The sequence below is a fragment of the Amycolatopsis sp. NPDC051106 genome (genome assembly GCF_040682775.1).
GTDB lineage: Bacteria > Actinomycetota > Actinomycetes > Mycobacteriales > Pseudonocardiaceae > Amycolatopsis.
Window position 1 is genome coordinate 1 of record NZ_JBFBBQ010000067.1, and the last position, 17,997, is coordinate 17,997.

20 protein-coding genes are annotated in these 17,997 nt (G+C 71.9%); 12 read left to right on the forward strand and 8 right to left on the reverse strand.

Annotation, left to right across the window (positions count from 1 at the left end; genetic code table 11):
- Nucleotides 1-88: 88 nt before the first annotated feature.
- Nucleotides 89-670 carry a helix-turn-helix domain-containing protein gene (locus AB0M83_RS35460; protein WP_364523879.1) on the reverse strand — a complete coding sequence of 194 codons (582 nt, stop codon included), beginning with the start codon at nt 668-670 and terminating at the stop codon, nt 89-91.
- 87 nt (nt 671-757) lie between these two features.
- Here AB0M83_RS35460 and AB0M83_RS35465 point away from each other — a divergent pair, with 87 nt between their 5' ends.
- The 6 genes from AB0M83_RS35465 to AB0M83_RS35490 all read left to right on the forward strand — a co-directional run bounded on the left by AB0M83_RS35465 (nt 758) and on the right by AB0M83_RS35490 (nt 6,970).
- Entirely contained in the window at nt 758-2,050 is a 1,293-nt protein-coding gene (locus AB0M83_RS35465; RefSeq protein ID WP_364523881.1) for a cytochrome P450, read from the forward strand.
- Nucleotides 2,047-2,937: an alpha/beta hydrolase gene (locus AB0M83_RS35470; RefSeq protein ID WP_364523883.1), complete on the forward strand. Its 891-nt coding sequence runs from the start codon at nt 2,047-2,049 to the stop codon at nt 2,935-2,937. Before AB0M83_RS35465 ends, AB0M83_RS35470 begins: the two co-directional genes overlap by 4 nt.
- Nucleotides 2,921-3,766 (forward strand): SDR family NAD(P)-dependent oxidoreductase, encoded by an 846-nt coding sequence (locus tag AB0M83_RS35475; protein ID WP_364523885.1) that lies wholly within the window; start codon nt 2,921-2,923, stop codon nt 3,764-3,766. The genes AB0M83_RS35470 and AB0M83_RS35475 overlap by 17 nt, the downstream gene beginning before the upstream one ends.
- Complete coding sequence (locus AB0M83_RS35480) at nt 3,763-5,238, forward strand: NAD(P)/FAD-dependent oxidoreductase (protein ID WP_364523888.1); 1,476 nt, start codon at nt 3,763-3,765, stop codon at nt 5,236-5,238. The genes AB0M83_RS35475 and AB0M83_RS35480 overlap by 4 nt, the downstream gene beginning before the upstream one ends.
- A gap of 30 nt (nt 5,239-5,268) precedes the next feature.
- The gene (locus AB0M83_RS35485) at nt 5,269-6,135 is read left to right on the forward strand and encodes an NAD(+)/NADH kinase (protein WP_364523890.1); all 867 of its coding nucleotides are present in this window, start codon (nt 5,269-5,271) and stop codon (nt 6,133-6,135) included.
- 154 nt (nt 6,136-6,289) lie between these two features.
- Nucleotides 6,290-6,970, forward strand: coding sequence for a DUF998 domain-containing protein (locus tag AB0M83_RS35490; protein ID WP_364523892.1), 681 nt, complete (start codon nt 6,290-6,292; stop codon nt 6,968-6,970).
- Here the strand turns inward: AB0M83_RS35490 and AB0M83_RS35495 are convergent.
- Nucleotides 6,955-7,788, reverse strand: coding sequence for a dihydrodipicolinate synthase family protein (locus tag AB0M83_RS35495; RefSeq protein ID WP_364523894.1), 834 nt, complete (start codon nt 7,786-7,788; stop codon nt 6,955-6,957). The genes AB0M83_RS35490 and AB0M83_RS35495 overlap by 16 nt on opposite strands.
- Nucleotides 7,775-8,137 carry a DNA polymerase ligase N-terminal domain-containing protein gene (locus AB0M83_RS35500; protein ID WP_364523896.1) on the reverse strand — a complete coding sequence of 121 codons (363 nt, stop codon included), beginning with the start codon at nt 8,135-8,137 and terminating at the stop codon, nt 7,775-7,777. Before AB0M83_RS35500 ends, AB0M83_RS35495 begins: the two co-directional genes overlap by 14 nt.
- Nucleotides 8,138-8,241: 104 nt before the next feature.
- On the opposite strand from AB0M83_RS35500, the gene AB0M83_RS35505 reads away from it, so the two are divergent.
- From AB0M83_RS35505 to AB0M83_RS35515, 3 genes are all read left to right on the forward strand, one after another.
- Nucleotides 8,242-8,679, forward strand: a complete 438-nt coding sequence (locus AB0M83_RS35505) for a Fur family transcriptional regulator (protein ID WP_364523898.1) — start codon at nt 8,242-8,244, stop codon at nt 8,677-8,679.
- Complete coding sequence (locus tag AB0M83_RS35510; protein ID WP_364523900.1) at nt 8,676-10,199, forward strand: catalase; 1,524 nt, start codon at nt 8,676-8,678, stop codon at nt 10,197-10,199. Before AB0M83_RS35505 ends, AB0M83_RS35510 begins: the two co-directional genes overlap by 4 nt.
- Nucleotides 10,200-10,281: 82 nt before the next feature.
- Nucleotides 10,282-11,274 carry a YdcF family protein gene (locus AB0M83_RS35515; protein ID WP_364523902.1) on the forward strand — a complete coding sequence of 331 codons (993 nt, stop codon included), beginning with the start codon at nt 10,282-10,284 and terminating at the stop codon, nt 11,272-11,274.
- Between the two features lie 280 nt (nt 11,275-11,554).
- Here the strand turns inward: AB0M83_RS35515 and AB0M83_RS35520 are convergent, their stop codons facing one another.
- Nucleotides 11,555-11,965, reverse strand: coding sequence for a RidA family protein (locus AB0M83_RS35520; RefSeq protein ID WP_364523904.1), 411 nt, complete (start codon nt 11,963-11,965; stop codon nt 11,555-11,557).
- Between the two features lie 103 nt (nt 11,966-12,068).
- Here AB0M83_RS35520 and AB0M83_RS35525 point away from each other — a divergent pair, with 103 nt between their 5' ends.
- Both AB0M83_RS35525 and AB0M83_RS35530 read left to right on the forward strand, forming a co-directional pair.
- Entirely contained in the window at nt 12,069-12,887 is an 819-nt protein-coding gene (locus tag AB0M83_RS35525; protein ID WP_364523906.1) for a hypothetical protein, read from the forward strand.
- Nucleotides 12,884-13,240: a transcriptional regulator gene (locus AB0M83_RS35530; RefSeq protein ID WP_364523908.1), complete on the forward strand. Its 357-nt coding sequence runs from the start codon at nt 12,884-12,886 to the stop codon at nt 13,238-13,240. The genes AB0M83_RS35525 and AB0M83_RS35530 overlap by 4 nt, the downstream gene beginning before the upstream one ends.
- Nucleotides 13,241-13,307: 67 nt before the next feature.
- On the opposite strand, the gene AB0M83_RS35535 is transcribed toward AB0M83_RS35530, so the two are convergent.
- The 3 genes from AB0M83_RS35535 to AB0M83_RS35545 form a co-directional block, all read right to left on the reverse strand.
- Nucleotides 13,308-14,447 carry a DICT sensory domain-containing protein gene (locus AB0M83_RS35535; RefSeq protein WP_364523910.1) on the reverse strand — a complete coding sequence of 380 codons (1,140 nt, stop codon included), beginning with the start codon at nt 14,445-14,447 and terminating at the stop codon, nt 13,308-13,310.
- 83 nt (nt 14,448-14,530) lie between these two features.
- Entirely contained in the window at nt 14,531-16,027 is a 1,497-nt protein-coding gene (locus AB0M83_RS35540; RefSeq protein WP_364523912.1) for a cryptochrome/photolyase family protein, read from the reverse strand.
- A 36-nt stretch (nt 16,028-16,063) separates the two neighbouring features.
- Entirely contained in the window at nt 16,064-16,693 is a 630-nt protein-coding gene (locus AB0M83_RS35545; RefSeq protein WP_364523914.1) for a TetR/AcrR family transcriptional regulator, read from the reverse strand.
- A 77-nt stretch (nt 16,694-16,770) separates the two neighbouring features.
- Here AB0M83_RS35545 and AB0M83_RS35550 point away from each other — a divergent pair, with 77 nt between their 5' ends.
- Entirely contained in the window at nt 16,771-17,511 is a 741-nt protein-coding gene (locus AB0M83_RS35550) for an ABC transporter ATP-binding protein (RefSeq protein ID WP_364523916.1), read from the forward strand.
- Here AB0M83_RS35550 and AB0M83_RS35555 read toward each other — a convergent pair.
- Nucleotides 17,506-17,949, reverse strand: a complete 444-nt coding sequence (locus tag AB0M83_RS35555; RefSeq protein WP_364523918.1) for a MarR family winged helix-turn-helix transcriptional regulator — start codon at nt 17,947-17,949, stop codon at nt 17,506-17,508. The genes AB0M83_RS35550 and AB0M83_RS35555 overlap by 6 nt on opposite strands.
- Nucleotides 17,950-17,997: the final 48 nt, after the last annotated feature.

Below are 17,997 nucleotides of genomic sequence, written 5' to 3' on the forward strand. Positions count from 1 at the left end.
CCCCTGGGGGGGCTTTGGGTGGGTCTGACGCACCGAAGGCCACCTTGGGTGCGTCAGACGCAACCAAGGCCACCTTGGGGCGCTGGGGTCAGGCCGGGCCGAGCAGCGCGAGCGACGCCCGCACCGCAACCTCCGTCATGTCGCCGGCGCGGCCGCCGTCCTCGACCGTGGTCGCGATCAGCTCCCGCAGACCGCCCAGCAGCATGATCGCCAGCTGGCGGGACGGCGGGCTGATGCCCGCCGCGCGCAGCTCCGGGGTGTCCGTCAACCGCTGGGTCATCGCGATGAACCCCTCCATCGCGTCGCGCTGCAGGTCGCGGGCAGGCGCTCCCAACGCCGGGACGTCGCGGATCCAGCTCAGCGTGATCGCCGGCTCGGACTCCGCGCACGCGATCCACGCCTCGATCGCCTGGCGCACCTGAAGAGCCCACGGTGCGCGCGGGTCGACCGCGTCGGAGATCTGCTGGATCATCGCGCGGTTCGCGTCCGCCAGCAGCGCGATCAAGCACTCTTCACGGCTGGAGAAGTGCTCGTAGAACGTGCGGCGGGACGTGCGCGCGCGGCGGACGACGTCGGCGACCGTCGTTTCGCGGAAGCCGGCCTCGGTGATCGACGCGGCCAGGCCGTCCAGCAGCCGCTGGCGGCGGGTGTCGACGTCCACGACAGCCAAGTTACCGTCCTCCCTCTTGAAACGCGATGGTACACCGGCGTACCGTACCGATGGTACGTCCGCGTACCACCACTTTCGGGAGGGTCGATGACGACCATGACCAGCGCGGTGACGCTGCCGCCGGGGCCGGCCGCGCCCCGCGCCGTCCAAGGCGCGTACGCGCTCACGCAACCGCTGCGGGGCATGCGGCGGCTCAAGGAGCGGTACGGGGACGCCTTCACCGTCAACGTGCCGATCTTCGGCCACGCCGTCGTGCTCAGCGACCCGGGCGAGATCAAGCAGCTCTTCACCTCCGGGCCCGACCTCGTCGACAACCTCGAGGTCAACCTCGGCCGGGTGCTCGGGCCGCACTCGATGTTCGCGCTGTCCGGCGCCGAGCACAAAAGGCAGCGCAAGCTCCTCGTTCCGCCCTTCCACGGACGGCGACTGGCGGCCTACGAGAAGATCGTCGAGGAAGAGACGATCCGCGAACTCGCGAGCTGGCCGGACGGGAAAGCCTTCGCCACCCTGCCGTCGATGATGCGGATCACGCTCAACGCCATCCTCCGCGCGGTGTTCGGCGCCGAAGGGGCCGAGTTCGCCGAGCTGCGCAAGCTGCTCCCGCCGTTCGTCACCCTCGGCTCCCGGCTGGCCGTCGCGCCGATCTCCAAGAAGGGCCGCTTCAACCCGTGGCGCCGCTTCGAACGGATGCGCCGCGAGTACGACGCGATCGTCGACCGCCTGATCGCGAAGGCCCGCCCGGACGGCGACGACGTCCTCGCGATGATGCTGCAGACCCGCTACGACGACGGCTCCGGGCTGAGCCGCGACGAGATCGCCGACCAGCTCCTCACCCTCCTCACGGCCGGCCACGAAACCACCGCGACGACGCTGGCCTGGGCCGTCGAACGCCTCCGCCGTCACCCCGCGCTGCTGGAGGAACTGCAGGAAGACGACGGCAAGCTGCTCGACGCGACGATCCTCGAGGTCCAGCGCACCCGCCCGGTCATCGACCTGACCGCCCGGCAGGTCAAGCAGGACGGCTTCCGGCTGGGCCGCTGGACGCTGCCGAAGGGGTACGCGGTCCTCGTCAGCATCGCCCTGATCCACGACGACGACGCGGTGTTCCCGCACGCGGCCACCTTCGACCCGCACCGTTTCGAAGGCGCGCGCCCGGACCTCTACCAGTGGATCCCGTTCGGCGGCGGGACGCGGCGCTGCCTCGGCGCGGCGTTCGCGACCATGGAGATGACCGTCGTGCTGCGGACCCTGCTGCGGGACTTCACGCTGGTGCCGACGACCGCGCCCGGCGAACGCTGGCACTCGCGGGGCGTCGCCTACGCCCCCGCCAAGGGCGGCCGCGCGGTCGTGCGCCGCCGAACCACCGGAGGAGAGCAGTGACCGAAGAGAGCGCCGACGCCGGCCGGGGCATTTCCCTGGCGTACGAACGGATCGGGGACCGCGGCGCCGAGCCGCTGGTCCTCGTCGCCGGGCTGGGCCAGCAGCTGCACAGCTGGCCGGACGCGTTCTGCGCGCAGCTCGCCGAGCGCGGCTTCGAGGTCGTCCGGTTCGACAACCGCGACGCCGGGCGCTCGACGCACCCGCGCTTCCGGCCCGCGAGCCTCCCCGGCATGTTCGCGGGCCGGTTCCCCGCGCAGCAGTACGACCTGACGGACATGGCCGCCGACACCATCGGCCTGTTCGACGCCCTGGACCTCGAGACCGCGCACATCGCGGGCGTCTCCATGGGCGGCATGATCTCCCAGACCGTCGCGGCGCTGCACCCGGACCGGATTCGCACCCTGACGTCGATCATGTCGACGACCGGGTCGCGCCTGCTCGGCCGTCCCGCGTTCTCGACGTTGCGGATGATGGGCGCGAAGCCGCCGAAGTCCCGTGAGGAGGCAGTCGAAAGCGCCGTCCGGATGTTCCGGCACATCGGCTCCCACGGCTTCCCGTTCGACGAGGCCCGGGTCCGCGAGCTGGCCGGGACCGGCTGGGACCGCGATCCGACGGCCGGCGGCGTGGGCCGTCAGCTCGGCGCGATCCTCAAGTCCGGCAACCGGACGCCGCTGCTGCGGAGAATCACCGCGCCGACGCTAGTGATCCACGGCGACCGCGACCGGATGGTCCACCCCACCGGCGGCGCCGCCACGGCCCGCGCGATTCGCGGCGCCCGCCTCGAAACCGTCCGCGGCATGGGTCACGACCTGCCCTCGGGCGCGTGGCCCACCCTGCTGGACCTCATCGACAAGCACGTGAGGAGCAGCGATGTCACGGCCCCGTAGCATCACCGGGCGCCCGGTGGTGATCACCGGCGCCGCCTCCGGCATCGGCCGCGCGCTGGCCACCCGGCTGTCCCGGCTCGGCTCGCCGGTCGCCTTGGCCGACGTCGACGCGGACGGGCTGAAGGCCACCGCGGCGGCGCTGCACGGCCGCGTGCTCACGCGGGTGCTCGACGTCCGCGACGCGGAAGACCAGCTCCGGTTCGCCGCCGAGGTGCGCGAGTGGCTCCCGGCACCGCTGGCCGCGGTCTTCAACAACGCCGGCGTGGCGGTCACCTCGAGCGTGCTCGACGCGGTACCCGAGGACGACGACTGGCTGCACGACATCAACTTCCGCGGGGTGGTGCACGGGACGCGGGCGTTCCTGCCGATCCTCGTCGAGCAGGGCGAAGGCGCGATCGTCAACACCTCCAGCGTGTACGGCCTGCTCGGAGTGCCTTACCAGAGCGCGTACTGCGCGGCGAAGTTCGCCGTCCGCGGCTTCACCGAGTCGCTGCGGCAGGAGCTGGCCGGCAGCGCGGTCCGCGCGATCACCGTCCACCCGGGCGGCATCACGACGAACATCGCGCGCAACGCCCGCGTGCGCCGGGACCCCGCCGGGCTGGGCCGCAGCCGCGAAGAGATGGCCGCGCAGTTCGAGGCCATGACGATGACGTCGCCGGACAAGGCCGCGGCGATCATCCACACCGGCGTCGACCGCGGCAAGGCCCGCATCCTCGTCGGCCCCGACGCCTACCTGTTCGACGCGCTCGCCCGCGTCACCCCCACCCACTACAACGCCGTGCTGACGCGCCTGCTGAGGCGCCCGCGGCGGACGGAGGCCATCCGATGACCGAGCACGTCGATGTCCTGATCGTCGGGGCCGGCCTGTCCGGCGTCGGCGCGGCCCACCACCTGCGCACGGCGTTCCCGCGCAAGACGTACGCGATCCTCGAAGCCCGCGACGCCATCGGCGGCACGTGGGACCTCTTCCGCTACCCGGGTGTGCGGTCCGACTCGGACATGCAGACCCTCGGCTACCGGTTCCGCCCGTGGACCAGCAAGAAGGCCATCGCCGACGGCCCGTCGATCCTGCAGTACGTCCGGGACACCGCCGCCGACGCCGGGATCGACCGGCACATCCGGTTCGGGCACCGGGTCGTCCGCGCGGAATGGTCCACAGAGGACGCACTGTGGACGGTCGAGGCCACGCGCGACGGCGAGCCCGTCCTCTTGACCGCGAAGTTCCTCTACCTGTGCAGCGGCTACTACGACTACGCGGGCGGTCACACGCCGGAGTTCCCCGGCATCGAGGACTTCGGCGGCACCGTCGTGCACCCGCAGCACTGGCCCGAGGACCTGGACTACGCCGGCAAGAAGGTCGTCGTGATCGGCAGCGGCGCGACGGCCGTGACGCTGGTGCCGGCCATGACCGACCGCGCCGAGCACGTCACGATGCTGCAGCGCTCCCCCACCTACATCCTTTCGCTGCCGTCGGAGGACGCGCTGGCCAACCGGCTGCGCGGCCTGCTCGGCCCGAAACTGGCGTACCCGATCGCGCGGTGGAAGAACGTCGCGGTGAGCACGCTGATCTACCAGCTCAGCCGGCGCCGCCCGGGCGTGGTCAAGGCGATGATCCGCAAGGCCGCGATGAAGCAGCTGCCGCCCGGGTACGCCGTCGACACCCACTTCAAGCCGCGCTACCAGCCCTGGGACCAGCGGCTGTGCCTGGTGCCGGACGGCGACCTGTTCCGCTCGATCAAGCGCGGGGACGCCTCGGTGGTCACCGACCGGATCGCGTCGTTCACGAAGGACGGGATCCGCCTGGAGTCCGGTGACGAGCTGCCCGCGGACGTCGTCGTCACGGCCACCGGGCTGCGACTGCTGGCCTTCGGCGGCATCGACCTCGTCGTCGACGGCGACCCCGTCAAGCTGCCGGAAACCATGGCCTACAAGGGGATGATGCTCAGCGGTGTGCCGAACTTCGCGTTCACGATCGGCTACACGAACGCGTCGTGGACGCTCAAGGCCGATCTCGTCGGCGAGTACGTCGTCCGGCTGCTGCGGCACCTCGACCGGAACGGCTACGACCAGTGCGTGCCGGTCAACGACGACCCGGCGGTCACCGAGCTGCCGCTGCTCGACTTCGACGCGGGGTACGTGCTGCGGGCGATCGACGAGTTCCCGAAGGCCGGCTCGCGGGCGCCGTGGACGCTCGGCATGAGTTACGCGCACGACGTCGTCAAGCTGCGGCACGGCCGGATCGACGACGGCGCCCTCCGCTTCTCGCGACGACGGGCGGGAGCGGGCAGACTGAGCGCATGACGCTCTCTTCGCTTGTCCGGGGTCGCTGACATGCACTCCGCCGGACTCGTGCTGCACCCCCGCCGTGACTCGGCGGCCGCCGTCGAAGCCGTGCTCGGCTGGGCGGGCAAGCGGAACATCGAGATCCTCGGCATCGCCGACGAGATCGTCCGCCTGAACTGCGCGGCGATCGGGGTGACGCCCGAGGAGCTCGGCCGGCGGTCCGACCTGGTGGTCAGCCTGGGCGGGGACGGCACGATGCTGCGCGCCATGCGGCTGGCCGACGGCCAGCGCGCGCCGGTGCTCGGGGTGAACCTCGGCAAGCTGGGCTTCCTGGCCGAGGTCGACGTCCCGGACCTGCCCGGCGCCCTCTCGGCCATCGACGACCACCAGTTCACGGTGGAGCCGCGGCTGGCCGTGGACGCCGTGCTGGCGGGGCGCCGGATCACCGCGTTCAACGACATCGCGGTGGTGCGCGTGCCGGGCGACGGCAGCGCGGTCGTCGCGGTCCACGTCGGCGGCCAGCAGTTCGTCAGCTACTCGGCGGACGCGGTGGTCGTCGCCACCCCGACCGGTTCGACGGCGTACAGCTTTTCGGCCGGCGGCCCGATCACCAGCCCGTCGGTCGAGGCGCTGCTGGTCACGCCGGCGGCGCCGCACTCCGCGTACAGCCGGGGCATCGTGCTGTCGGTGCACGACGAGGTGACGCTGAAACTGCTGCCGACCAGCGGCCGGCTGGCGGTGGAGGTCGACGGCCAGGTCGAGGGGTACGTCTCCCCCGGCGACCGCCTCGACCTGCACGCCCGCCCCAGCGCGGCGCGGGTCGTCCGGCTCGGGATGACGACGTTCTACCAGCGGGCGCGCCGCAAGCTCCGGCTGACGGACTCGGCGGAGATCCCGCAGGACGGCTACCACTGACTCAGGCGCAGCTTTCGAGTGAAAGCTCCGCCTGAGGGACGCCAGTGGCGCGGATCACATCTCGGGCGTGTCCCGCTATGATCACGGAAAGGTCACAGGTAGCGTCCTCGGCTTGCGCCTGAACCAGCCGAGCCGTCGCGGAGTGTCTTAACGCATGCTGTCCCCTTCACCGGTCCTTCCCTCGCTCCGCGCCCGGCTGCTCGTGCCGGGAGCCCTGACCGCCTTCGCCGGCGCTGTCGTCCTGCTGGCCGTGCTGCACCTCGACCGGCGGCTCGCGCCGCTCGACCCGGTCAGCACGATGCTCAGCGACTACGCGCTGAGCCCGGGCCGCTGGATGTGGGACGGCGCGCTGCTGCTCACCAGCACCGGTTCGGCGCTGCTGCTGGTCGCGCTCTACCGCCGCGGCCTGCTGGCCAACCCGGCGCTGGTGGCGGCGAAGGCGCTGTGGTGCCTCAGCCTGCTCGCGGTGGCGGTCTTCGCGAAGGATCCCCAGGGCGGCGCCATCACGGCCACCGGCAAGATCCACCTGTACGCCTCGGCCGTGACGTGCCTCAGCCTCCCGGTCGTCGGCTGGGCCTTGGGCCGCCGCCACCGCGACGACCCGCGCTGGCGGCGGTTCGCCCGCTGGTCGCGCCGGCTGGCGCTGGCGGCGATCCCGTTCTACCTGCCGTTCATCGTGCCGTTCGCGGTCAACGTCGTCCTCGGCGGTCACCTGCCGACCGTGGCGACCGGCCTGGTCGAGCGGCTGATGATGGTCCTGGAGATCGCGCTGCTCGCGGTGCTCGGCCACTGGGCCCACCGGGCGATGCGTGCCGGGGTTCAGCTCCGCGCGTAGGCCGCGATCCGCCCGACGTCCGGTGCGGGCGCCGGCATCCGCAGCCGGCCGTTGCCGATGCCTCGCTGCCGCAGAGCTTCCTTGATCCCTTCGACGGTGCCGCCCAGCGCCGCGAGGACCTCGTCCGCCCGCGCCTGAGCCGCCCGCTCGGCTTCGCCGTTCCCCTCGTCGACCGCGACCGCCAGGTCCCGGAACGGCTCCGGGAACGCCGCGGAGAGGCCCGAAACGATGCCGGCCCCGCCGGCGCGGGCGACCGCCGCCAGCTCCGTGTCGGCTCCCGAGTAGAACCGCGCGTCCGGCAGAGCTGCCCGGAAGGCCGCGAACTCCGCGGCCGCCGCACCGGACAGCTTGCCGCCCGGCAGGCCCGTCTCGGCGAACTCCCGCGGGGTCACGGTGACGCCGGTGCGCTCCGGGAAGAGGTAGCCGTAGACGTCCGCGGCCCCGGCGGCCTCGCGCACGGCGGCGAAGTGCCGCCGGACGGCCTGGGCGTCGGCGGGCAGGTAGTACGGCGTGATCACGGCCAGGCGCGTCGCCCCCGCGCCCAGCGCGTCCTCGGCCAAGGTGATCGCTTCGCGCGTGCTCGCCGCGCCCACGTGCACGATCGTCCGGTCCGGGCCGAACACCGCCAGCGCGAGTTCGGTGAGCAGCCGGCGCTCGGCCCGGTCGAGGGCGGGGAACTCCCCCGTCGTCCCGGCGACGAAGACGCCGTCGACGCAACCGTGCAGCCACGTCAGGAGCGCGCGGTTGGCCGCCTCGTCCAGCGCGCCGTCGTCGCGGAAGAGCGTGGGCGTGGCGGACAGGACTTCAGCTCGCGCCATCGGCGTCTCCCGGCTGGTCGCGGGTGCGGTGCAGGAGCCAGTCGCGGTCGGTCCGGATCAGCGCGTACCGGACCGATTCCGTCCGGCCGTGCAGGGTGAACAGGATCCGCTTGTCCGTCCGGTCGTGCTCCTCCCACCAGCCCGTGTCCGCGACCTTCTTCGTGTCGTCCTCGTAGGCGAGGTGGTCCATCGCGTGGTCGGGCACCGCGACCGCGAGCCGGTTGCCCGCGGAATCCGGCGGGAGGCCGCGCGGCACGGCCCACGACCGCAACACGCCGTCCTCCTCGAGCCGGAGGTCGAAGTGGTGCCGCGGGCGCCAGTGCTCGTGCAGGACGAAGGCCGGTCTCACGCTCCCACCATGCCAGAACGGTAAGCCACTACCCGATTTCCGCCCGTTCAAACCGGCCATCCGAGGACTTGACCGAATCCAGAAAAGCGCGGACGGTGGGGTCCATGAGCGATGCGACCACCACGCTGCGGGCCGCCGGCCTGCGCGTCACCGCGCCCCGGCGGGCGGTGCTCACGTGGCTGACCGGGCATCCTCATTCCACAGTGGACGAAATCGGCACCGGGGTCCGCTCGGTGCTGGGATCCGTGTCCACCCAGGCGGTCTACGACGTCCTGGGCGCGTGCGCGGAGGCCGGCCTGATCCGGCGGATCGAGCTGCCGGGACACCCGGCCCGCTTCGAACGGCGGGCCGGGGACAACCACCACCACGTCGTGTGCCGTCGCTGCGGGCGGACGGAGGACGTCGACTGCGTGGTCGGCGCGGCCCCGTGCCTGACCCCGGGCGACGCACACGGCTTCCTGCTCGACGAAGCGGAAGTGGTCTTCTGGGGCGTCTGCCCCGGCTGCCGTACCGCCACTTCCCGGAAAGCGACATCATCGTGACGCAGTCCCACCCCCGACCGACCACCACCGACGCCGGCATCCCGGTCGAGAGTGACGAACACTCGCTCACGGTCGGCCCCGACGGCCCGATCCTGCTGCACGACAACTACCTCATCGAGCAGATGGCGCAGTTCAACCGCGAACGCGTCCCCGAGCGGCAGCCGCACGCCAAGGGCAGCGGCGCGTTCGGGCGGTTCGAGGTGACCGGTGACGTCAGCGCGTACACGAAGGCGGCCGTGTTCCAGCCGGGCACGAAGACCGACCTGCTGGTCCGGTTCTCCACCGTCGCCGGCGAGCGGGGCAGCCCCGACACCTGGCGCGACCCGCGCGGCTTCGCGGTGAAGTTCTACACCAGCGAAGGCAACTACGACATGGTCGGCAACAACACGCCGGTCTTCTTCATCCGGGATCCGTTGAAGTTCCAGCACTTCATCCGCTCGCAGAAGCGCCGCGCCGACAACAACCTGCGCGACCACGACATGCAGTGGGACTTCTGGACGCTGTCGCCGGAGTCGGCGCACCAGGTGACGTGGCTGATGGGCGACCGCGGGATCCCGCGCACCTGGCGCCACATGAACGGCTACAGCTCGCACACCTACATGTGGGTCAACACGACCGGCGAGCGGTTCTGGGTGAAGTACCACTTCAAGACCGACCAGGGCGTCGAGACGTTCACCCAGGACGAAGCCGACCAGATGGCGTCGGCCGACACCGACTACCACACGCGCGACCTGTACGAGTCGATCGAGCGCGGCGACCACCCGAGCTGGACGCTCAAGGTGCAGGTCATGCCCTTCGACGACGCCAAGAACTACCGGTTCAACCCGTTCGACCTGACGAAGGTGTGGCCGCACGGCGACTACCCGCTGATCGACGTCGGCCGGATGACGCTCGACCGCAACCCGACCGACCACCACGCCGAGATCGAGCAGGCGGCGTTCGAGCCGAGCAACCTGGTGCCGGGCATCGCCGCGAGCCCGGACAAGATGCTGCTCGGCCGGCTGTTCTCCTACCCGGACGCGCACCGCTACCGGATCGGCGCGAACTACAAGCAGCTGCCGGTCAACGCGCCCGTCGCCCCCGTGCACAGCTACAGCAAGGACGGCGCGATGCGGTACACGAAGGTGTCGGACCCGGTGTACGCGCCGAACTCGAAGGGCGGCCCGCAGGCCGACGTGGCCAAGTACGGGCAGCCGTCGGGCTGGCACACCGACGGCGACATGGTCCGCACGGCGTACACGCTGCGCGAAGAGGACGACGACTGGGGCCAGGCCGGCACGATGGTCCGCGAGGTGTTCGACGAGGACGCCCGCGGCCGGCTGGTCGACAACGTCGTCGGGCACCTGCTCAACGGCGTGAGCGAGCCGGTGCTGGCGCGCGCGTTCGACTACTGGCGCAACGTCGACAAGGACGTCGGCGACCGGATCGAGTCGGGTGTGCGCGCCAAGCAGGACGAGACCGACCCGAAGGCCGCGGACCAGGGCAACCCGGCGCGGTCGGCCATGCAGCGCAAGGCCTGACGGCCCGGGAGCGGACGCGGACCCGGTGGGCACCCGCCGGGTCCGCGTGCTTTACCTTGGCCTCTTCGGGGAGGTGGGCCGGGTGAGCGTCACCAATGCCGTGTTGCCCGGCTGCGCCGCGGCGGCCCTGCTGGTCTTCGCGGTCCGCCTGGCCCGCGAACCGCGCCGGCTCGGCAACGCCGTCTGGCTCGGGCTGGCACTGTTGCTGATGGGATTGTGGCTGCTGCGCGCGGCCCTGCACCTGGAGTGGCTGACGCCGATCCTGGCCGGGGTGGTGGCGGTCGTCGGGATCATCGTCGCGGTGGTGCTGCCGGGTGCGCTGATCGCCAACGGCGTCCGGATGGTGCGGCGCGAAGGCCGGGCTCTCGCGAACCTGCTCTCGTTCCTGCTCGGCGTCGGCATCCTGGTGCTCGAAGGGCTGTTCTTCGTGCCGCTCGGCCGGTGGGGATCGGCCCTGGTGGCCACGGCGGCGGTGCTCGCCTGCTACTTCGGATTCCTGTTCGCGTCCCTGCTCGGGTATTCGATCCTGTACGGCAGGCTGCGGCGGCGCACGGGGTTCGACGCGATCATCGTCCTGGGCTGCGGCCTGGCCGGCGACCGGGTGACGCCGCTGCTGGCCGCGCGGCTCGACCGCGCGATCCGGCTGTACGAACGGGAAGCCACTCCCCCGCTGCTGGTGGTGTCGGGCGGGCGCGGGCCCGGGGAGTCGACGACCGAAGCCGAAGCGATGGACGAGTACCTGCGCGCGCGGGGAATCCCGGCCGACCGGATCCGCCGCGAAGACCGCGCGACGACGACCGAGGAGAACCTCGAGTTTTCCGCGGAGCTGCTCGGCGGCGCACGGCGGCACCGGGTGCTGGCGGTGACCAGCAACTACCACGTCTTCCGCACGGCGGTGGAGTGCCGCCGCCTGGGCCTCCCGTTCGACGCGACGGGCGCGCCGACGGCTCGCTACTTCCTGCCGAGCGCACTGTTGCGCGAGTTCGCGGCGCTGATCCTCCACTACCGGCGCACGACGATCGCGGCGTGCACGCTCATCATCGGCGGCGGGTTGACGCTGGCGGTCTTCGCCTAAGCGGGCACGGCGGCGACCCTGGGCTGCTGTTGACGATGCGCGCCCAGCCGGGCCCGGCTCTTCGCGTATGCCTGGCCAGGCGCGACGGCGACCTCATCGCCGACAGCGCGCTGCCGCCGGCGATGCGCGCCTGGCCAGGTGCGACTGCGACCGTCACCGGCACCTCGCCTCTGCCTAGCCGGACCCGACGGCGACCTCATCGCCGACAGCGCGCTGCCGCCGGCGATGTCTGCCTAACCGGACCCAAAGGGCGACCTGGCCACCGGCACCTCGCGCCTGCCTAGCCGGGCACGGCGGCGACCGCCTCGACCTCCACCGTGTAGTCCGGCCCCGCCAGCGCCGCCACGACCGCGAGCGTCGAGGCGGGGAAGTCGCCATCCGGGAACCAGCGTGCGAACACCTCGGCCTGCGCGGCGCGGAACCCGGCGAGGTGCTCGGTGCCCGCGACCAGCGTCAGCAGCTTGACGAGGTGCTCCGGCCCGGCGCCCTCGGCGGCGAGGAGCGCTTCGAGGTTGGCGAAGATCTGCCGTCCCTGCGCTTCGGCGTCCGCCCCGGCGAGGGTGCCGTCGGCTCCCACGCCGAGCTGACCGGCGAGGAAGACGAGCCGGTGCCCGGCGGGCACCTCGGCCAGGTGGCTGTACCGCCCGAGCGGCGGCGCGACGGTTTCCGGGTTCCAGCGGCGCGGTTTCACGCCGTTCATGATCGCAGACCCGGCTTCCGCGGCGGCCCGGTCTGCGGTAGGTTCACTCGCAGATCTGGTTTGCCAAATAAACTAGTCACGATCTGGGGGGCCGATGACCGAACCTGCCGCGCTGCTCGACGAAATCTCCCGCCTGCGGGCCCGGACGCGGGCGGACCGCCACGCGTACGTGCCGCCGTTGTTCCTCTTCGGGGTCCTCGTGCTGCTGGCTCCCCTGTGGGCGGAAGGCGGACCGCCCCGCTTCGAAGTCGCGCACGTCTGGTTCGGCACGCCACTGCAGCTCTACTGGCTCGCCGCGGTCGTCGGCGGATTCCTGGCCACCGCCGCGTGGTACCTGCACCGCGGCACGCGCAGCGGGGTGCGGACGCCGGTCCGCGGCTACCTCGCCATCGGACTCGTGGGCGTCCTCGCGATTTCGTTCGGGTTCCCGGTGGTCGAGTCCTTCGCCTACCGGGTCGCGCGGTCGCCGTTCACCCGGCCGTCGTTCACGGTCCCGGTGGCGGTCGCCGCCGTGCTCGCGCTCGGCGGTGCGCTGTGGCTGCGGCCGAGGCTCCGCCACCAGGGCATCGCGACGGCGGCCGCGATGGTCTCCGGTCTCGTCGCCCTCGCGATGCTCGACCTCCGGTTCGCGCCGGCGCGGCCCTACGCGCCACTCGTCACGATCGCGCTCGGCCTGATCGGGCTCGCGTGGCTGGAACGCAGCCGCGTGCTCGGCGTGATCAGCGGGCTCTTCGCCGCCGCGGCGCTGCTGGCGAACTTTTCCACCATGCAGAGCATGTTCTTCCACCTCGGCGTGTTCGCGCGGTTCGAAGGCGAGACCACGACAGCGTTCATGAACACGCTGTTGCCGGGTCTCGTGCTGCTCGCCGGCGGGGCGTTCGCGGCCTGGCACGAGCGGCGGGCCCGCGCATGAGCGAGCACCCCGCGGCAGGCCTCGACGAGACCGTCCACCAGCGGCACCGGCTCGGCATCCTGACCATCACGGCCGAAGCCGGGAAGGTCGACTTCGGGTACCTGCGCCGGACTCTGGACATGACGGCCGGGAACCTGTCGCGCCACGTCACGATCCTCGAGGAAGCCGGGCTGATCGACGTCGAGAAGGGGTACGAGGGCAAGCGGCCCCGCACGTGGATCACGATCAACCCGGCCGGCCGGCGGGCGCTGTCCGCGGAGGTGGCCGCGTTGCGGGCACTGGTATCGGCGATCGAACGTGCGGCCCCTGAGCCGCCGGTGTCGCTGGTGGACTCCCCGTCCTCCTTGCAGTGATCCGGTCGGCGACCAGGAATTGTGGCGGATAGACGCTAGCCGTATAGGTCGTTATACGGAAGCGTCGTCAGGGGAACCGGGAGCCCGCTCCCGAGCGCATCACCAAGCCGTGCCGCTCCGGCGGGATCGGCAGGGATCCCTGGCTCGGCGGCCACAGCGTCACCGCCGGGACCTCGCGCAGCTGGGCGCGGAGCTTCTGCAGCGGCAACGGGCGGCGGCGGGTCAGCAACGTCGTCGTGCGGGGATGCAGGTCCACGAACGGGTATGTCGCGTGCAGCGCCGCCAGCCGGCGTTCCAGGTGGTGACTGCGAGAGGTCAGCTCCGGCGCCGGTACCGCCGGCTGGATCACCAGGAACTCCCCCGGTCCGAGCCGGACCGCGCGGTCGAGCGGGCGCAGGCCCTGGCGGAGCAGGTCGGCGATGTTCTGCTCTGTGTGCATGCGGACGCGGGTGCCGTGGCGCCGTTCGACCGCGGTGAGGTCGTCGACCGCCACCAGCACCAGGCCGAGCGGCACCGTGTCGGTCGCGGCGCCGAGCCACCGCGTGAGGCCCGCCAGGGTTTCGAGGCCGGTGTCCGGGTCGACGGCCGGGCCCGCCACCGCCGGTGCCGACGCGCGCGCCTCGTCCAGCCGGGCCGCCACGTGCCGCAGGGCCGCCTCCGCCCGGCTTTCGACGTCGACCGCCGCCGGGGTTTCCACCGACGCCAGGACTTCGCCGACCTTCCGGCGGACCGCCGGGGGCAGCCGGTCGCCCATCGCGTCGCGGAGCCGGACGACCTCCGCGTACGCCTCGTCGCGGCGCAGTCCCCAGCGGCCGCGGAACAGCCGCGCCCGCTCGACCGACGACGCCTGCGGATCGATCTCGTCCAGGTCCTGCGCGACGACCGAGGCCCCGAACGTCGGCGACAGCACCGCGACCGACCACTCCCGCGCCATCGGCTCGTCGGGGCGCAGCAGCACCGGCGTGACGCCGTGCGGGAGGTCGGGGCGGCCGGAGTCGACCATGCCGACGACCGTGACGGCCGCCTTCCGCGCGATCCGCGCGTACACGTCGCGTTCTCGTTCGAAGTACGGCAACCGCTGGAACAGTGCGAACACCACGGTGTCGGCGCCCGTTCCGTCGGCGAGCGCGGCGCGCTCGACCGCGTGGGACGCGGTCACCAGAGCGCGTTTGGACAGCACGCCAGCGCGCTGATCTGCGTCGGGCACGGAGGATCGCCTTCGCCGGGGAAAGGGAGGCAATCACCGTAAACGCGCAGGGCCCGCCGGACTAGTTACCCAATAGTGGGAAATCAGAAGTGACGACGGCCAACCTCCTGGGCGACGACCTCGTCACGGTCCGCGAGCCTTTCCAGGCCCCGCAACGGCTGCCGCATCCGGTGGTTGCCCCGCAGCCGGCCCGCGTTGCGGTCGAGGAACGCCCAGTACCCGGCGGTGAAGGGGCACGCGTCCGGCCCGGTCCGCTTCTTCGGGTCGAAGACACAACCGGGGCAATGGTCACTCATCCGGTTGATGTAGGCCCCGCCGGCCGCATACGGCTTGGTCCCGACGATGCCACCGTCGGCGTACTGGCTCATGCCGATCACGTTCGCCGGCATGACCCACGCGAACCCGTCCACGAACGCGGTGGCGAACCAGCGGTTCAGCTCGGCCGGGTCGTACCCGCGCTGCAGCGCGTGGTTGCCGAGCACCATCAGGCGCTCGATGTGGTGCGCGTAGCCGCGGTCGCGCACGCCGGTGAGCGCGGTGCGCAGGCAGGCCGCTTCGACGGCGTCCGCGTCCAGCGAACGCCACCAGCCCGGCAGCTCGCGGCGCGCCTGCAACGCGTTGCGCCGCAGGTACTCCGGCCCTTGGTGCCAGTACAAGTGCCACACCCACTCGCGCCAGCCGAGGATCTGCCGGACGAACCCTTCGACGCTGCTGAGCGGCGCGTCGCCGGCCTCGTAGCGCTCTTCGGCCCGCCGCACGACGTCGCGGGGGTCGAGCAGGCCGAGGTTGAGCGGCACGGACAGGAGTGCGTGCGCCATCGCCCAGTCGTGGGTGAGCATCGCGTCCTGGTGGGGGCCGAAGACGGGCAGGCGGTGCTCGAGGAACCGGCGCAGGGCGCGGCTCGCTTCGTCGTGCCCGACGGCGAACCGCCGCGGTCCGTCGACGCCGACGGGATGGATCTTCCCCGCGCGCTGGGCTTCGTCGAGCTCCGCCCGGACGCGGTCGTCGATCTCGTTCTCCCGCGGGAGCCAGGGCGCGGGCACGTCGAGCCGGGTGGTCTTCGGCGGCGGCTGCCGGTTGTCCTGGTCGTGGTTCCAGTGCCCGCCGGCCGGCTCGCCGTCCGCTTCGAGCAGCACACCGAACCTACGGCGCTGGTCGCGGTAGAAGTCCTCCATGACGAACCGCGTGCGCCCTTCGGCCCCCGCGGCGAAGTCCTCTTTGGACAGCACGAAACCGGGCGTGGACAGGATTTCCGAGACGATTCCTTCTTCGCGCAGGCGCCGGACGAAAGCGTCGGCCGCGTGCGACGTCGGCTCGTGCACGACGACCGGCCGCCCGAACCGCCGCAGGCCGGTGCGGTAGTCGGGGGCGTCGAGCAGGGTGACGCGGTCGCCGAGGTCGGCGGCGAGCCGGTACAGCGCGGCCTGGACAAGGTGCAGTTTCTGCCGGTGGAACGGCTTGGCGGCGAAGGCCGCGGCCGACCGGATGAGCAGCACGTCGCGGCCGCGGAGCTCGGGAGTGCTGTGGAAGTGCGGCCCGAGCTGGTCGGCGAACAGCCAGAGCGCGGGCTCTTCTCGCATAACGCAAGCTAACCCGGTTCCCGCGGCTTCGCCCGGTCAATCGCCCGGCGAGGTGAGGTAGGCGAGCGCCATCGCGGTCGTCTCGATGGCCCACGCAGTCCAGGTCAGGCCGTCGGGCCAGAACCGGGCGGTGGCGGCGCGGTGCACACCGGAGCCGATGACGGTCCGGGCGGACGTGCGGACGGCGAGCGCGGCGTCCGGACGGCGGACCTCGGCCAAGCAGGGGTGAACGGCTTCGACGAGCGCCCGCTGGATCGCGGCCAGCGCCTGGAGGCCTCGATCGCGCCCGTCGGCGCGCTGGCCGTCGAGCAGCTCCGGGAAGATCCGGTCATGGCCGGCGAAGGTCCGGGCCAGCGCACCGGTGAAAGCGCCGACGACCTCGCTCAGCCCGGGACCTGACGCGCGCAGTGCTTCGCCGACGCCGATCTCCAGGCGGGCGAGCAACTGGTCCTTCACGGCGTACAGCAGCTGGTCCTTGCCCGAGAACCGGCGGTAGATCGTCCCCACCGACATCCCGGCCCGCTCGGCGACCGCCCCGAGGGTGAACTCTTCGTGGCCCTGAGCGGCCAGCACGTGCTCGGCGGCGGCCAGCACCTTCTGCAGGGATTCCCGGCTGCGGGCCTGCTGCGGCGGGCGGAAACCCGGTTCGACGGACTGCCGGCTCACGGTACCTCCCGCCCTCGGATCTTCTGACGATGCGAATGATAACTTGCATTCGCATTTGGGCGACGAGAGGGGCGAACATGGTGAGCATCGAGGTCCGAGGCGCGTACGTCGACTTCCCGATCTTCGACGCCAAGACCCGGTCGCTCAAGAAACGGGTACTCGGCAAGGTCGGCGGCCCGATCGGCACCACCGCGAAGGTGCCGGTCATCGAAGCGCTGCACGACATCACCCTCTCGATGGGCGACGGCGACCGCGTCGGGCTGGTCGGGCACAACGGCGCCGGCAAGTCGACCCTGCTGAGGCTGCTCTCCGGCATCTACGAGCCGACCCGGGGCACCGCCCGGGTCGCCGGCCGGATCGCGCCGGTGTTCGACCTCGGCGTGGGCCTGGACCCCGAGGTCTCCGGCCACGAGAACATCATGATCCAGGGCCTGTTCCTCGGCATGACCCGCAAGGAGATGGCGAAGCGGGTCGACGACATCGCGGAGTTCACCGAACTCGGCGACTACCTCAGCCTCCCTCTGCGCACCTACTCCGCGGGCATGCGGGTCCGGCTCTCGCTCGGCGTCGTGACCACCATCGACCCCGAAATCCTCATCCTCGACGAGGGCCTCGGCGCGGTCGACGCGGCGTTCCTCGCGAAAGCCCGGGAGCGGCTGGTCGACCTCGCCCGCCGCGCCGGCGCGCTGGTGTTCGCCTCGCACTCCGACGAACTGCTGCGCGAGCTGTGCACCACCGCCCTCTGGATGGACGAGGGCCGGATCCGGGCGCACAGCTCACTGGACGACGTCCTCGCGGCGTACCACGCGAGGTCATGACTCGGCCGCGTACGCGCGCAGGACCTCCGTCGTGTCGCCGAGGAACTTCGCCACCGCTTCGGCCTGCTCCGGGTCCAGCTCCTCCGTCAGCCGGGTCACCGCGTCGACCAACGAGGCCAGCGCGGCCCGGACCTCCGCGCGGGCCGCGTCGGCGATGACCAGCGTGATGCGCCTGCCGTCGCTGGGGTGGCGGTCGCGGCGGACGTGGCCGGCCGCCTCCAGACGGTCGACGAGGACCGTCGCCGATGCCGAGCGGATCTTGAGCGCGTGCGCCAGGTCCACCGTGCCCATCGGGGTGCCGGAGGCCAGGTGCTGCAGGGCCTGCACGTCGGTCGCGCCGAGGCCCAGGCGCCGGGCCAGGGCCAGCTGGACGTCGTGGGCGAGCGCCAGCAGGTCCCGCAGAGCGAGGTTCACCCGGTACGCGACGCTGTCTTCCACCTGGTCATTCTATGGTAGCTAGACAATCTAGCTAGTTTTGCTACCGTG